The sequence below is a fragment of the Rossellomorea sp. NPDC071047 genome (assembly GCF_050270195.1).
Lineage (GTDB): Bacteria > Bacillota > Bacilli > Bacillales > Bacillaceae_B > Rossellomorea.
Genome location: NZ_JBNNJT010000001.1, coordinates 626388 through 641209, shown reverse-complemented (window position 1 = coordinate 641209; position 14822 = coordinate 626388). Strand labels below are relative to the sequence as shown.

At 41.2% G+C, this 14822-nt stretch carries 14 protein-coding genes and 2 other annotated features; of the genes, 3 read left to right on the top strand and 11 right to left on the bottom strand.

The features are described 5' to 3' along the window. Positions 1–13 precede the first annotated feature (13 nt). The 9 genes from ACQKFO_RS03330 to ACQKFO_RS03290 form a co-directional block, all read right to left on the bottom strand. The gene (locus ACQKFO_RS03330; protein ID WP_427596873.1) at positions 14–619 is read right to left on the bottom strand and encodes a phosphoribosylanthranilate isomerase; all 606 of its coding nucleotides are present in this window, start codon (positions 617–619) and stop codon (positions 14–16) included. Further along, on the bottom strand, positions 616–1404 hold the full coding sequence (gene trpC, locus ACQKFO_RS03325; protein WP_427596872.1) for an indole-3-glycerol phosphate synthase TrpC: 789 nt from the start codon (positions 1402–1404) through the stop codon (positions 616–618). Before trpC ends, ACQKFO_RS03330 begins: the two co-directional genes overlap by 4 nt. After that, positions 1405–2430 carry an anthranilate phosphoribosyltransferase gene (trpD, locus tag ACQKFO_RS03320; RefSeq protein WP_427596871.1) on the bottom strand — a complete coding sequence of 342 codons (1026 nt, stop codon included), beginning with the start codon at positions 2428–2430 and terminating at the stop codon, positions 1405–1407. Next, the gene (locus ACQKFO_RS03315; RefSeq protein ID WP_427596870.1) at positions 2402–3013 is read right to left on the bottom strand and encodes an anthranilate synthase component II; all 612 of its coding nucleotides are present in this window, start codon (positions 3011–3013) and stop codon (positions 2402–2404) included. The genes trpD and ACQKFO_RS03315 overlap by 29 nt, the downstream gene beginning before the upstream one ends. Further along, complete coding sequence (gene trpE, locus ACQKFO_RS03310) at positions 3010–4407, bottom strand: anthranilate synthase component I (RefSeq protein ID WP_427596868.1); 1398 nt, start codon at positions 4405–4407, stop codon at positions 3010–3012. Before trpE ends, ACQKFO_RS03315 begins: the two co-directional genes overlap by 4 nt. A 74-nt stretch (positions 4408–4481) precedes the next feature. Then, positions 4482–4729: a binding site (T-box leader), on the bottom strand. 46 nt (positions 4730–4775) lie between these two features. Next, positions 4776–5022, bottom strand: a binding site (T-box leader). An 89-nt stretch (positions 5023–5111) separates the two neighbouring features. Next, positions 5112–5969, bottom strand: a complete 858-nt coding sequence (locus tag ACQKFO_RS03305) for a GNAT family N-acetyltransferase (protein ID WP_427596867.1) — start codon at positions 5967–5969, stop codon at positions 5112–5114. 48 nt (positions 5970–6017) lie between these two features. Further along, positions 6018–7514 (bottom strand): FAD-dependent oxidoreductase, encoded by a 1497-nt coding sequence (locus ACQKFO_RS03300; protein ID WP_427596866.1) that lies wholly within the window; start codon positions 7512–7514, stop codon positions 6018–6020. A 73-nt stretch (positions 7515–7587) separates the two neighbouring features. Further along, positions 7588–9030 (bottom strand): sodium/pantothenate symporter, encoded by a 1443-nt coding sequence (gene panF / locus ACQKFO_RS03295; protein WP_427596865.1) that lies wholly within the window; start codon positions 9028–9030, stop codon positions 7588–7590. Beyond that, positions 9023–9298 (bottom strand): YhdT family protein, encoded by a 276-nt coding sequence (locus ACQKFO_RS03290; RefSeq protein WP_427596864.1) that lies wholly within the window; start codon positions 9296–9298, stop codon positions 9023–9025. Before ACQKFO_RS03290 ends, panF begins: the two co-directional genes overlap by 8 nt. 338 nt (positions 9299–9636) lie before the next feature. On the opposite strand from ACQKFO_RS03290, the gene ACQKFO_RS03285 reads away from it, so the two are divergent. Both ACQKFO_RS03285 and ACQKFO_RS03280 read left to right on the top strand, forming a co-directional pair. Then, a complete protein-coding gene (locus ACQKFO_RS03285) occupies positions 9637–9996 on the top strand; it encodes a hypothetical protein (RefSeq protein WP_427596863.1) in 360 nt (119 codons plus the stop codon). A gap of 26 nt (positions 9997–10022) precedes the next feature. Further along, entirely contained in the window at positions 10023–11189 is a 1167-nt protein-coding gene (locus ACQKFO_RS03280) for a hypothetical protein (protein ID WP_427596862.1), read from the top strand. A gap of 51 nt (positions 11190–11240) precedes the next feature. Here the strand turns inward: ACQKFO_RS03280 and ACQKFO_RS03275 are convergent, their stop codons facing one another. Beyond that, positions 11241–11909 carry a phosphatase PAP2 family protein gene (locus ACQKFO_RS03275; protein WP_427596861.1) on the bottom strand — a complete coding sequence of 223 codons (669 nt, stop codon included), beginning with the start codon at positions 11907–11909 and terminating at the stop codon, positions 11241–11243. A gap of 33 nt (positions 11910–11942) precedes the next feature. After that, entirely contained in the window at positions 11943–12773 is an 831-nt protein-coding gene (locus ACQKFO_RS03270) for a Ku protein (RefSeq protein ID WP_148994084.1), read from the bottom strand. Positions 12774–12910: 137 nt separating this feature from the next. Between ACQKFO_RS03270 and ACQKFO_RS03265 the strand changes: the two genes are divergently transcribed. After that, on the top strand, positions 12911–14773 hold the full coding sequence (locus ACQKFO_RS03265) for a DNA ligase D (protein WP_427596860.1): 1863 nt from the start codon (positions 12911–12913) through the stop codon (positions 14771–14773). Positions 14774–14822: the final 49 nt, after the last annotated feature.

Here is a 14822-nt window from a genome sequence, read left to right as displayed (position 1 = left end):
ATTTAATCAATCGTTATACCGACTTCGCCTCTCGAATAAATGATTCTATCTTTCTTCTATCCTTCTTCCCATCCGTCTCCACACCACTTGAAACATCCACCATATAGGGACGGACCTTGGTGATCGCCTCCCGAACATTATCCTGATTCAATCCCCCGGCAAGAATCAAGTGTTGAGGGATGTTTAGTGCATGGACATACTCCCAATTAAACGTTGTCCCATTCCCTCCACGATGAGGCCCCTTTCCACTGTCCACCAAGATCATTTCTCCGCCAAAGTGTTCCATCCCATCTAAATCTTCTTTCTCCTTTATCGAAATCGCCTTGATAAAAGGAAGATTGAGGCTAGCACAAAATTGGAATGTTTCATCTCCATGAAGCTGCACGTAATCCAGATTTACTGTTCTTGATATTTCCTCCATCATCTCTTTAGTCTCATTTACAAACACGCCGATTTTTAATACATGCAAAGGTAGTGAAGCGCTTATAAGTGCTGCTGATTCCACGTCAATTTTTCTTTTACTTTCAGCGAACACGAATCCTATCGCATCAGCTCCCGCTTCAAGTGCCCACAGAGCCTCTTCTTGCCTTCTTATTCCACACACCTTTACTTTGGTCATTTCACCACGCCTTTTCTCACTTGTAGAGAGGCAAGCTTAGTTGCGGGGTCATCACTTCTCATTAACGTCTCTCCTACCAGGACCCCATCCGCTCCTGCGTTTACGACTCGGTGACAGTCTTCTTCATTTCTTATTCCACTTTCACTTATGACCACGATATCAGTTCCATTTACCATGGAAGCAAGAGTTTCTGTAATCAGAAGATTTACTTCAAAGGTTTTCAGGTTACGATTATTCACACCAATTATGGTTGCCCCTAATTCCATTGCGACATTCATTTCTTCTTCATTATGAACTTCTACCAGAACTTCCTGGCCAAGCTCGGTTGCATAAGAATATAATTCTTGTAATCTGTTTACATCCAAAGCAGCCACGATAAGAAGAATGACATTTGCCCCGGCGTCTTTGGCACGATCTATCTGGATTTCATCGATAATAAAGTCTTTACAAAGAATTGGGAGTGAGACCGCTTTTCGAACATTTGCCAGATCTTCCATACTTCCTTTAAAGAAAGGAGCATCGGTTAATACCGATATGGCACAAGCTCCCGCTTCTTCATACTTCTTTGCTTGAATCACGGGATTCACTTCTGTTCGGATATCTCCTTTTGATGGGGATGCCCGCTTAATCTCAGCAATCACTTGTAATCTGGAGGCAGATTTTAATGCTTCATATAAGGAATGAGCGGGAGCCTCCTTAGAATAATAGGATTCATACCCTGCATTCTTTAACTCTTTAACTTCCTCATTCTTTTGTTCAAGAATGGTTTGTAGAATGGTAGACAATTAAATCACCTGCTTTCGACGTTGTTGACTAAAGTGAACCAAGGAGTGAAGCTTTTCTTTTGCACGACCGCTTTCAATACTTTCTCTGGCAAGCTTTACACCTTCTAGAAAGGTGGCCGCTTTCCCATGAGCGTACAGGCCGATTCCAGCATTGAATAAGACCGTATCAGTGTAAGCCCCTTCCTTCCCATTTAATACTTCTTCTAAAATAATGGCATTTTCTCCCGCTTCTCCTCCACGTATCTCTTCCAGGGAATAAAAAGGAAGGCCGACATCTTCCCCCGTTAGAGTGAGTGAAGTAATTTCCCCTCGATCCAGCAGAACGAGATGATTTTCTCCTGCTAATGACGCTTCATCCATGTAATCAGCTCCATTAAGCACAATCGCCCGTTTTCTGCCTAATTCATGTAAAACATTCGCCATCGTTTCTAATTTATCTCTTCTATATACCCCTAGGAGCTGAGTTTCCAGATGAACCGGATTCGTTAAAGGTCCAATGAGATTAAAGATGGTTGGAATCTTTAATTCTTTCCGGACTTTCATCACCTTTTTTAAACCTGAGTGAATATGGGGTGCAAATAGAAAAGCAATATTGGTTTCATCCAGTAAACTTTCCACCTCATGAGATTGAAAGTCGAGTGCTACCCCTAAATGTTCTAACACATCTGCACTACCGGTTTTACTGGAAATACTTCTGTTACCGTGTTTTGCAACTTTCACCCCGGCCCCGGCAAGAACAAATGCACTCGTTGTACTAATATTAAAGCTCTGGGATCCGTCTCCACCTGTTCCGCAGTTATCCAATATTCCTGGTAATGTGCTCTTAATAGGCATCGCTTTCTCCCTTAAGACTTCAACAAGAGCGGTAATTTCATCTACTGTTTCCCCTTTCATTTTTAATAAAGTCAGGAAACAGGCGATTTGGCTCTCCGATGTTTCGTCAAGGAGCAATTCTTGAACGGCTCTCCTCATCTCATCTCGTTCTAATGAATGACCGTTAGCTAACGCTTGTAGATACTTTTTCACGGTTATTCTCCTTTCTCATCTCATCTAGAAAATTTTGAATGATTTTCTTTCCTGTTTTCGTCCCGATGGACTCGGGGTGAAATTGAACTCCAAACAGAGGATATTTCATATGCTTTATGGCCATGATCTCTCCATCATCCATGGAAAGTGCGACCGTCTCCAATGGATAAGGGAGAGACCCTTTTCTGATGACCAAAGAGTGATATCTCATCACTTCCAACGGTTGTGGCAGATATTCAAATATCCCCTCACCATTATGTTTCAAGAGTGATGTCTTACCATGCATCACTCTCTCTGCTACTTCGATTGATGCACCAAATGCTGCTCCGATCGCTTGATGACCTAAACAAACCCCCAGAATCGGCACACTAGCGTGAAGATTCTGTATAATCGAGGTGCAAATCCCAGCATTTTCGGGCTTACCTGGTCCCGGGGAAAGGATGATCCCAGAAGGATTCAGTTTCTTAACTTCGTCCAATGAAATCGCGTCATTCCGTTTCACGACTACCTGTTCCCCAAGCTCTTCAATGTATTGATACAGGTTATACGTAAACGAATCATAGTTATCAATGAGTAAAATCATCCTGTTACCTCCAATAATGATTTTGCTTTATTCAGTGTTTCTTCATACTCACTATTCGGATCTGAATCATACACAATGCCTGCCCCTGCTTGAACATTCGCAATGCCATCTTTCAGGACCATCGTGCGAATCGCCAAGGCAAAGTCAAGATTCCCATTAACCCCGATATACCCGACGGCACCCGAGTACACGCCGCGCTTTATGGTTTCCAGTTCATTGATAATCTGCATCGCCCTGATCTTCGGTGCCCCGCTTACCGTACCGGCAGGTAAACAGCCTGATAATGCTTCTAGAGGGGTTACATCCTCTCTCAGTTCCCCCTTCACCTCTGAAACGATGTGCATCACGTATTTATATCTTTCAATGGTAAAGTACTTAGATAAATAGATAGACCCGATTTCACAAATCCTTCCTAAATCATTCCTTCCTAAATCAACGAGCATTCGATGTTCAGCAATTTCCTTTTCATCTGAAAGCAATTCGCTTTCAAGCTTTAAATCTTCATCAACTGTTTTCCCTCTTCGTCTTGTTCCTGCTATTGGATTCGTTGTAATCTGACTTCCTTGGACTTTCAACAGGCTTTCCGGCGATGCCCCCAAAACGACGTACTCATCAAAGTCGATGAAGAACATATAGGGCGACGGATTTGATTTTCTTAAGCTTCGATAGAAGGTGAATGGATCCCCTGAAAAAGATGCCTGCAGTCGTTGAGAAAGCACAACTTGAAAAATTTCTCCTTCTTTTATAAATTCCTTTGCTCTTTCCACCTTTACCATAAATTCATCTTTAGAGGTTTGAGCATGAAAGGAAAGTCGTTCCAGTTCTCCTTTGTGAGTATCTAAATACACGTTGGTCAGCCCATCCTCGATTTCCTTCACTTTTGCCTCTAAATCTTCATCCAGCCCCTCTGTCCACTCGTTCATGACCACGATGAATACTTTATGCTCAAGATGATCGAAGACGATAACTTTTTCATAGAACATAAGGTGAATGTCCGGCATCTCCAATTCATCATGGGGAGTGAGTCCGATTTCCTCGTAATGCCTGATCACATCATATCCCATGTATCCAATCCCTCCACCTGTGAAAGGGAATGGTGCACCTTGTAATTGATGATGGGGAATAAGGGTTTGAATCATTTCAATGGGGTCCCCTATTCGTTCCTCTATCTGACCAGAAGACGTCTTTTTAAACTGTACGATATTTCCATAAGCCTTACATTCGAGAAATGGATCACTTCCTACAAATGAATATCGACCGGATTGTTCGTGTTTTAGCGAGCTCTCCAATAAAAATTTCTTTTTCCCCTTCAATGATTGAAAGAGTGAAATAGGAGTATATATATCACCATTCAATTCTTTCACTACATAATTCAATTCTTGCTGCTTCCTCATTTTCAAGCCTCCAATTCGCTGTTCCCATTTATAAATCCATAAAAAAAGTCCTCTATGAACAGAAAAATCTGTTCATAGAGGACGATGCTGACCGCGGTGCCACCTCAGATTGGGATACATGATAGCATCCCCTCTTGATTCAAGTACGGGGTAAATCACCCGATACTCTATCCCTTTAACGGTGGAATTCCGTACGATCCTACTTCCATTCAGATCATCTCTCATAAGTCCATTCCAGACAAGCTATCATGCTAAGGTCTCACTATCCTTAACTCCCTGTTATGCATCACTTGAATATACTCCTCTTATTCAACGATTTATCATTATTCAGTTATAAAAAAAAGGGCATCACTATCCATTTACATCATGTAAAGGACGAGATACCCGTGGTGCCACCTTTGTTGACTGCCTGAACAGTCCACTCAATCGTATCGAAGCGGTTTGCTTGAATACGCGTCTTTTGTAACGATAAGACATTCGCCAAAGCCTACTCCCTAAAAGTTTCGGTCTGGAGGCTCAGAAGTCCATTCCCAAAGATCGTTCACACTGGTTCTCACCAACCACCAGCTCTCTTAAGTGTCGATCAAAGGTACTCCTCTTCGTCAAAGCCATTCGCTCATTTAATTAATTGTTTATTATACTAATAGCTTTCCTTCACAATGTCAACTATTTATATAAATAATATTCTGTTAGTATCAAAAGGTTCACACAATGGAAATCATCATTGAATCGCAAACGGGCTTATAGCCGATTTCCATATAAATCTTGTTTGAGGTGGGATTATCCAAGTCCGTATAAAGGGAGCAAAAGGAGTGGTCCTTCAACAAAAGACGGCTCAGTTCTGCTACAACAGAAGATGCGTACCCTTTTTTCCTGTATTCTGAAGGGGTGTAAACAAAATTTACGGTAATGCCGTTTTCCGTTTTTCTTGCCCCCCGTGCCATGGAAACAGGCTTTCCATCCACTTCCCACAAAAACACATATGGTTCATTTTCAATCATATCCCTTGACCGATTCACTGCCTCTTCCTCAGTAAGAGGCAGTTCCCCGGTATCTTCTACAAAACCTATCAACCATTGGGCAAGGAGCTCTTCATGTTCTTTACGCACAGCTATCATCTTCCCACCGATTAACGGGATATCATTCACTTTACCCAGTTGATATATACGCTGATTCATTTTCACATTGTATCTATCTCCCGTTAAATGACACCAAGCGTGTGTCAATTGAAGTGCGAGTTCCTTCTTTGCTAAAAAACCCGGGAAGTTGATGCCCGTATTTTCACAAAACGAATGAAGCTCTTTGACTATCTCATGCACGCCTTCTTTCTCCACCTTAAGTGTACTGACAAGGTAATGAGGAGGGGTCATGATGAAGGATCCCACCACTGTTCCGACCTCATTTCCCACTAAAAGAAGAAGCGGTTCTTTATATTTGTCACTCGTTTTCATCGTGTTCAACAAACCCAAAGGCAGGTTATTCGCCGCTTCATCCTCCATTAAAAGGGAATGGACCTTTTCGTGGAAGACTGTCGGGTCTTTATACTGTATCAGATTATACATATTATCACCCCATTCCCGGAATTCGACATAAGTAGTCGAGGTTCCTCCTTACTTCTGAAGTTTTCTGCCTGTAATGGAGTGAAATACATGGTAAGCACTTACAGATACACCGATGGTCCCTGCACCTGGAAAGACTGAGTCTCCACATACCCATATATTTTTCAATGGAGTCCTGTGAGAGAGACTCTTGAAGAGAGCATGGTCATTAGATTGAGGAAATCCACCGACTATGCCCCCGGGCCGCCCGGTAAATCGTTCCCAGGCTTTAGGTGCTCCAGGGTAAATATCTACAAGGCTATCTCTTATAGTGGGAATGACTGACTCAATGGAATTGATCATTTTCTCCTTAAGATTCTCCTTGTAAGAATCGTATCTTTCTTTCGTTTCCCATTTTGCTAATTTAGTATGGGTTGATACCGTTAAGGTACGGAATCCTTCCTGGGCACGCTGACGGTCATTAGGATGTGAAAGCGATAAGAAGAGATGGTCCCCTTCTGTCATACTTCCATTTGGGCTTGCACAAATTTGGGAAAACAAGGGATAGGATTCCGGTAGTGATTCTTCTTTCAATAACATATATAGGGACATGGTGCCCCAAATAGCTTCATTCTCTTTTCCTTTTAGATAGTTATCAAGTTTAGGATTAAATTGTGGGGGGAAAAGTTTTTTTAAAGATTGTACCGGTACGTTGCATACAACATGATTTGCACGATATTCATTGCCTCTATGATCAAGGATTATCCATTCTTCACCAGAATGGTCCCGGTCGATGCGAACCACCTTTCTCCCTAAAGTCGCTTTAACCCCTATTGTTTCTGAAAATCCGACAAGACTATGAGCTATTTCGAATAATCCACCATCCAAATAAAATGCTCCTTCATGATAAATATCCAATGCCAGGCATCCCAGCAATAAAGAGCATTGATCGCTGGTAACCTGCATGCTATCGATCAGTTGTCCATCGATAAAATGCTTAAAAGAAGAATGTCGGTGGATTCCGTGTTTTTCTAATAAATCGAACATGGTTTTCTGAAAGGAAGGAATCAGTGTCAGAGATCTGGGGTGTAAACTCATCGTTAGCTCCACCCAATCTTGTAGCGTTTTAGGAGGTAGTATGGGGAGCGAGACCATCAGCTTTCGAATTTCGCCGGCTATCTTGTACAATTCTTCATAAAAACCGCCTATCTTCGATGATATTTCGGGATATGCTTTCTTCAACTGATTCACATGTGTATCCCTATTACGGTAGAATATCAGTGTTTTGTCAGGAAGATGAATGTCCATAACCTCATCAAGCATGAAAGACACAGGTGGTTCTATTCCTAAATAATCAAAAATACGCTGATGGATCCCTCCTTTTTCAAAACCCATTCCAAGAGTGGCCCCTACAGGAAATAAGGCTTTTCCTCTCTGGAATTTACCAGCGCATCCTCCCCATTCCCTGGAAGCCTCAAGAATCTGTACATTGTAATCAGCACTTCCAAGGAGTGAAGCTGCGGTCAGACCGCCGATTCCACCACCTATTATGACAACAGAATTTTTCAAGATACTTCACCCCAATCATTGATACTTTTCTAAAATGTACGCTTTTCCCTTGTTAAATACAAAAATGGATGGGTTAAACCCATCCATTCTGCTGATATTGTGTTTGAGTAAACAGGGAGACGACCACATACATGAAAAACGAAATGACAATTGGGAAAATGACTGTGTGCATATCCAGATAATTAGGTGCGAAACTGTGAAATAAGATGTACGCTACCAGCCCTGATATCATAGAAGCAAAGGCACCATGAGCATTTCCTTTTTTCCAATATAAACCTAAAACGATTGGCCAGATAAATACAGCTTCAAGTCCTCCAAATGAAAATAAATTAAGCCAGATAATTAATTCAGGCGGGCTCAGCGCCATAAGAAAAACGAGTATTCCCGTTACACTAGTCACCCAAAAGCTGATTTTTTTGACTTGTTTTTCCTTTGCATCCATATTGATGAAATTCATATACACATCTTTCACAATAGCCGAGGATACAATCAATAATAACGAATCCACTGTCGACATGATCGCGGCCATCGGAGCAGCCAGGACAATCCCGGCAAGCCAAGGTGGAAGAACTTCTAACGCGAGAAGGGGCATGACTTTATCAGCCACTTCTATTCCCGGGACCACTACCCTTGCAAGCACACCAATCAAGTGCATACCGAGCATGATGGAACCGACCACAATGGTTCCGATTATGAGCGCTCTGTGCAAGGATCTGGAATTCTTATAGCTCATGGCTCTAACTGCCACTTGAGGCAATCCGACAACTCCCACACCCACTAATATCCACAAAGAAGAAATATAGCGGGCACTTAATTCTCCATCAGGACCATGGGGACTTAATAAGTCAGGGTTTTCCGCTTTCAATCCCATCATGATGTTCTCCATGCCACCTCCGGCTATGATGGTGGCAATCAGCAGAATAATGGTCCCACCAAGCATGACCACACCTTGAATCGCATCCGTGATGGCAACCGCACGAAAGCCCCCGATAATGACATAAACAAGTACCGATACGGCAAACAGAAAAAGAGCACTCTCATAAGATAAACCGGTTAAAGATTCAATGAGCCGTGCTCCCCCCACCCATTGAGCAATCATGGCTGAGAATAAAAAGATGATGATGCTGATGGCCGATAGAATTGTGATCTTATTGCTGCCATATCTGCCTTGTAGATAGTCGATCAAAGTAACGGCCTTGTATTTCCGGGCCATAATGGCAAACTTTTTCCCAAGTATAAGGAGAACAAAGTAACCTGTCACAACTTGTGACATGGCCAAAAGAACCCACGATAAACCATATGTATATGCTGCACCCGGCCCTCCGATGAAACTACTGGCACTTCCATAGGTCGCAATCATGGTCATCGCCAAGATAAATCCACCAAGCTGACGGCTTCCCAAGAAGTATTCCTGGACAAAGGAATCTGCTCTACTCACATTTCTGGCCGTATAAATTCCAACAACAAAAATCAAGATTAAAAAGGCGAATAAGGGAATCAATGCCATACTATTCATGATCATCCCCCTCATCGTCAAAAGGAATGTCAGTAAGCATGTACTTTACGACGATAATCACTAACAATACCATAAGAAAAAAGCCAACGATGCAGCTGTAAAAAAACCACGCAGGCATTCCGAAGATCCAATCGTAATCTGAAACCGGTTGACCACCTAACCCGAATGCAAAACCATACCACCATAAGAAATTTATAAGTACAAGTGCTATTCCTATCAGTGCCTCGTGACCAGCAACCCTGAACCGTTTATCTTCATTATGATCCACTTACTATTATCCCTCCTTGAAATACACATCCTTTAACAATTTACGACAGGAACAAATGAAATGCAATATAAAAAGACAGACCGGATGCATATGCTTCCAGTCTGTCTTTTTATATCTAATAAAGGGGGTTTTTCATGAACCATTCTCTCTATTGAAAGAGGGGGAACTCTTTTGTTCAAATGAGAATGATTTTCAATATCATTGTAATCCCTCTAATAATAAATGTCAACATAAAACTTTTATTTACATAAGGAAATATTTGGTGCCTTAAAATGTGAGTTATGATAAAATTCTAAATTGAGCTCATATTATAGAGATAGAGAATCGAGGGGATATGTTTGAAAGAGAAATTCAAATCATTTGGAATACCTTTAATGTTAATCGTTCTGTTTATTGGAGCATTATTTCTCCACCAGCTGCTTCAAGTCAAACAACAACCACAACCTGATTGGAGTAGATCCGTCCCACTAAACTACACTTCTGAAGAACGCCCTGTTATCTTTAATGGAGATGAAGGACTCTTCTTGGCAAGTAACGGGAAAATTACAGGGATTACTTTCAAGGGATCATTGAATTCTACCAAAGTAACAACGCTAGACACCAGCGTTACCAGGGGACATCCTTTTTGGACAGACGGGACGAAGGTCATTCAAATCAAGGATGACAAGTTAATCTCTCTTCAGAGAGTAATGAAGTAACGACGATTGCCGAGGAAGCAACAGGGATGAGCGCGGCAATGAACTCTGTGTACTTCTGGAATAAAGAGAACCTTTTTTCTCTCAACCCTGCCGATTTATCAATGAAAGAGGTTTTCAGCTTTTCTAATGAAATCCTGGACTTCTATATTGGAAATAGTGGCAGTGCTGTAGTACAGGTTAGAATAGATGACGGTCACTCTCACCTTTACTACATGGATGATACGTTACAAGTAGTGAAAGATCCATTTGCAATTGTAAACACAGCAACGAATCATCATATTAATGGATTAACCTTTACCACAGATAATAATCAATTAACTCTTCTTTATAATGAAGAAATGCGAGCCCAGGGAACATTGTCATATAAGATTTTCAAGTTACAAACACCGATAGATGGAATAGGATCTTCTATTTTGAAGCCCACAAAAATCGATTTTACGAACGAGATGTCAGGGGGCAAACTTCAAAGTCCAAGAACCGCACAACTCCTTTCCATTACTGGAGAAAAATCCATTCTCTTCACTTCTGAAGGTCATCGGGTAGGGGATGAAAATGCGATTAGTCTATATGTAGCACCTTTCAGTGACTCTAATCAATTAACAGCGGCTCCAGTCAGTACAACAAAACACTTTTCATATTTTCCACTTCAGCTTACCGATGAGAGTATTGCCTGGTTGGATTATGATGGAGATACGTATGAATTATATGGCGCTTCACAGGATGCACAGGTTGTCGCCAGTAGCACAGAGTGGTCCAAACGAAGTGTCAAAGAAGCCGTTAACAATTCCATTCTAATGATATTCAGCAGCATAATCACGATTATGGTTTCATTTTATTGGGTACTTCCTTCCCTATTTCTCTTAATTCTGCTTTATATTTTCAAACCAAATATATTTGAGAAGGAAGAGATCAACTGGGTTGAATATGCCTCTATCATTATGTTTTTAGTAATGCCGATAACCTTCATCACTAAAGCCATGGGCGATTACTTCTACTTTGCTGCTCCGGAATACCTGATGTTTTCAGGAAGTGAATATATAGTATTACTCGTTATCAGTGCCATTACTTCACTTATATGGAAATTCGGCAGGGATCCTGACTGGGGTACTTTTGGTGGAGTATTTTATTTCATGGGTATATATATTCTTCTCTATGCCACTTCAATTGGACCGTATATTTTTAACTTATTTTAATCATAAATGGAATAAAGCGCCCGGAAGGATCTCCGGGCGCTTTATTTCCATTTAATTCTCTCTTTCTTTCCAATGTTTTCGTCTATGGAAGTAAGCATAAATGACGATACAGAGCGTCAACCATGCACCTCCCGCAGTGAACCCCCCAAGAATGTCACTTGGATAATGTACCCCTAAATACACTCTGCTAAGACCAATCAATAGCACCAGGAAGCTGACAGCAATGACACTTGCCCACTTATACCGTTTATGATCCAATGCCCGAAATAATATGAATGCAAGGGTCCCGTAGAATATAAAGGAACTCATGGAATGACCACTGGGAAAACTATAACCGCCTTGCTCGATCAGTGCTTCAATATCAGGTCTTTCACGTTTGAAAATCCATTTTAGCAGCCAATTAAATCCTGCTCCTGTTGTGATGGTAATTCCTACAAACAGAGCAAGTGGATACTTCTTGAGAAACAATAGTATGACCACAACACAAATTGCAAAGATTGTGATCCCTTCCACGCCACCCAAAAAGGTAATCGACGTCATAAAGGTCGTTAACCTCGGGGAAATGAACCCTCTTACAATCTCAGAAACACCATTGTCAAATTGTGCAATTTCATTTTCTTTCCACTCCTCGACTATCGTGACGAATCCCCATGTAAATGCTATTAGACAAATGACTGATAGGACAACAAATATTCCTTGTTTTATTTCTTTCTCCTCCAAAACTTGTCCCTCTCTTTATTTACGACTCATGTTTTATTGAGCTTTTTTCTTAGAAGTCGTTTTCTTTTTCGTTTGTTTTTTCGTCTTTTTAGGTTTGGATGAATCTATGGAGGCTTGAAGTGCCGCCATTAAATCTGTCACATTTTCTCTTGGCTCTTTTTCTTTCGTTGTGACTACCTTTTCCCCGGTTTGCTTCGATTCAATCAACTGACTCAAGCGTTCACGATACTGATCTTTATAGTTCTCCGGTTGAAATTCAGTTGTAAGCTGATCAATCAACATCGTTGCTGTTTCCAGCTCTTTGTCCGTTATTTCATCTTCTTCTGGAACATTCGGTACATCACCCGTGCCTCTTACCTCATCTGGATAATGAATGGTTTCCATTACAAGCGTATTCTCATATACCCGAACGATGGAGAGTTGTTCCTTCGAACGCATCGTGATCTTGGCAATCCCAACTTTCCCGGATTCTTGAAGAGCTTTTCGCAATAACGAATATGCTTTTTTTCCTCCATCATTAGGTGAAACGAAATAACTTCGATCAAAGAATATGGGGTCGATTTCCTCCATTTTGATAAAGTCTACTATTTCCACTGCTTTATCCCCGTTTGCTTCCTTCAATTCCTTCAATTCCTCTTCTTCAAGAACGACAAATTTCCCCTTGGTCACTTCATACCCCTTAACGATGTCATCATGTTCGATTTCTTTTTCACAAGCTGGGCATACTTTTTCATATTTAATCGGAGTATGACACTCTTTATGAAGTGAACGAAGCTTTATATCACGATCTTCTGTAGCAGAATGAAGCTTAATGGGGATGTTCACCAGTCCAAAACTGATAGAGCCTTTCCAAATCGTATGCATATATCAATACCCTCCTTCACATAAACTAATCCCTTATCATTATCATTTAGTTGACCGCTACTCTTCATTCCCTTAAACATTTGGAAATAATTAAACCCTCATTGGTCACACTAATACTAAAAATCAGGTGAATAGATATGAAACCGATGCTTCCTACCCTATATGATGAACTCCCTGAAAATGAGGACTGGCTTTATGAAGTGAAATATGATGGATTTCGTGCAGTTCTCCACATTCATTCTAAGAATCAGATAAGCCTTCAAAGTCGAAACGGGAAGGAATTGATTCCTCACTTCCCGGAAATTGAAGAACAGATTAAAACGTTACTCAATAAAAAAAACTTGACTGCACCTATCATTTTGGATGGGGAGATTGCCCTGTTACGTTCTCCCTGCAGCAGTGAATTTTTTGAATTGCAGGTAAGAGGAAGAATGCGCAATAAGCAGAAAATTAATCATGCTGCAGCCGGGAGACCCGTTAAATTTCTGGCTTTCGATTTACTCCAGTTTGGGAAGAAATCATTTGCCCCCGAACCTTACCTTAAAAGAAAAGAAAAATTGAAAGAGGTTTTTACCTTTCTTCAATTGCCGCTAGATCCGTCCCCTTCTCACCCATCTTCCCTTCAAATGGTCCCCTATTTCAAGGATCGGCAGGAAATATGGGAACTTGTAGAAAAAGAGGAAGGTGAGGGTGTTGTCGCCAAGAGGAAGCATAGTAAATGGGAAGCGGGAAAACGAAGTACGAGCTGGGTGAAAACCAAGAATTGGAAACACTGTCACTGTTTCATTACTGCGCTTGATGAAACAAACGATTACTTTCACATTGGCGTTTTCGATGACAAAAAGATTATTCCCATTGGCTTATTTCACTTTGGTCTTTCTCCTGAAGAGAAAAAAACATTAAAAGCAATGATTAAAAAGAATAGTACGAAGAATGAGCAATCCCTTCACTACATAGACCCGGCTATAACTGTGGACATTTCATATTTGAATTGGTATGAGGGTCAACTGAGAGAACCACATTTTCATCGATTTTTATTCTCCATTCCTCCAGAATCCTGCACAATGGAGCAATTCAAGCTGGACGAAGCATCCCTTCCTCCTGGGGTTGAGATCACTCATCCAGATAAGGAATTGTTCCAGAAAGTCTCAATGACTAAGCTTGATTACGTTCGGTATCTTCGGAAGATGTCCGTCGCTATTTTGCCTTTCCTGGAGGATAGGCCATTGACATGTATTCGTTTTCCACACGGGCTCTTTGGTGAATCATTTTATCAAAAAAACACGCCTGATTACGCCCCTTCATTTATTGAAACGTACAAGGAGGACAACATCGACTATACGGTATGCAATAACTTGGAGACATTGATTTGGCTTGGAAATCAGCTTGCATTGGAATTTCACATTCCTTTCCAGAGGACAAAGGATTCGTCTGTCACTGAAGTGGTCTTTGATTTAGATCCACCAGGCAGGGATCAATTCTCCCTGGCGGTTAAAGCTGCTTCCATTATGAAAGAACTATTCGATCGACTCAACCTACATAGTTTTGTGAAAACGTCGGGGAATAAGGGGCTGCAAGTGTATATTCCCATACCACCGGGATACACATGGAAGGACACCGGCTTGTTTACAGAATTCATCGCACATTACCTTGTTACCAATTATCCTGAGGATTTTACGATCGAGCGGTTAAAAAAGAACCGAAAAGGCAGGTTATACGTGGACTACATTCAGCATGGAGAAGGAAAAACCATCATTGCGCCATATTCCTTAAGGGGTAATGAAGATGCTTTAGTAGCGACTCCACTCTGGTGGTATGAAGTAAATGAGGACCTTCATCCAGAACATTTTACTATAGATGTTGTTCTGCAGAGGTTCCAGAAGATGGGATGTCCCTTTACTAAATTCGAATGGGTAAAAGACCTCCAGCCATTTGATAAGGTGATACAATTTTTGAAACAGCAATCCAACAACAAAAAAAAGAGTGTCCCAAAAGCTTAGCTCTTTTGGACACTCTCGTCTGAACTTGCACAAGCCCAGGTTTTTTATT

Excerpts from the sequence above, each read along its gene's own strand:
- ACQKFO_RS03330 (WP_427596873.1), bottom strand. The coding sequence starts at position 619 with ATGACCAAAGTAAAGGTGTGTGGAATAAGAAGGCAAGAAGAGGCTCTG.
- ACQKFO_RS03315 (WP_427596870.1), bottom strand. The coding sequence starts at position 3,013 with ATGATTTTACTCATTGATAACTATGATTCGTTTACGTATAACCTGTAT.
- trpE (WP_427596868.1), bottom strand. The coding sequence starts at position 4,407 with ATGAGGAAGCAGCAAGAATTGAATTATGTAGTGAAAGAATTGAATGGT.
- ACQKFO_RS03305 (WP_427596867.1), bottom strand. The coding sequence starts at position 5,969 with ATGTATAATCTGATACAGTATAAAGACCCGACAGTCTTCCACGAAAAG.
- panF (WP_427596865.1), bottom strand. The coding sequence starts at position 9,030 with ATGAATAGTATGGCATTGATTCCCTTATTCGCCTTTTTAATCTTGATT.
- ACQKFO_RS03280 (WP_427596862.1), top strand. The coding sequence starts at position 10,023 with ATGAGCGCGGCAATGAACTCTGTGTACTTCTGGAATAAAGAGAACCTT.
- ACQKFO_RS03270 (WP_148994084.1), bottom strand. The coding sequence starts at position 12,773 with ATGCATACGATTTGGAAAGGCTCTATCAGTTTTGGACTGGTGAACATC.
- ACQKFO_RS03265 (WP_427596860.1), top strand. The coding sequence starts at position 12,911 with ATGAAACCGATGCTTCCTACCCTATATGATGAACTCCCTGAAAATGAG.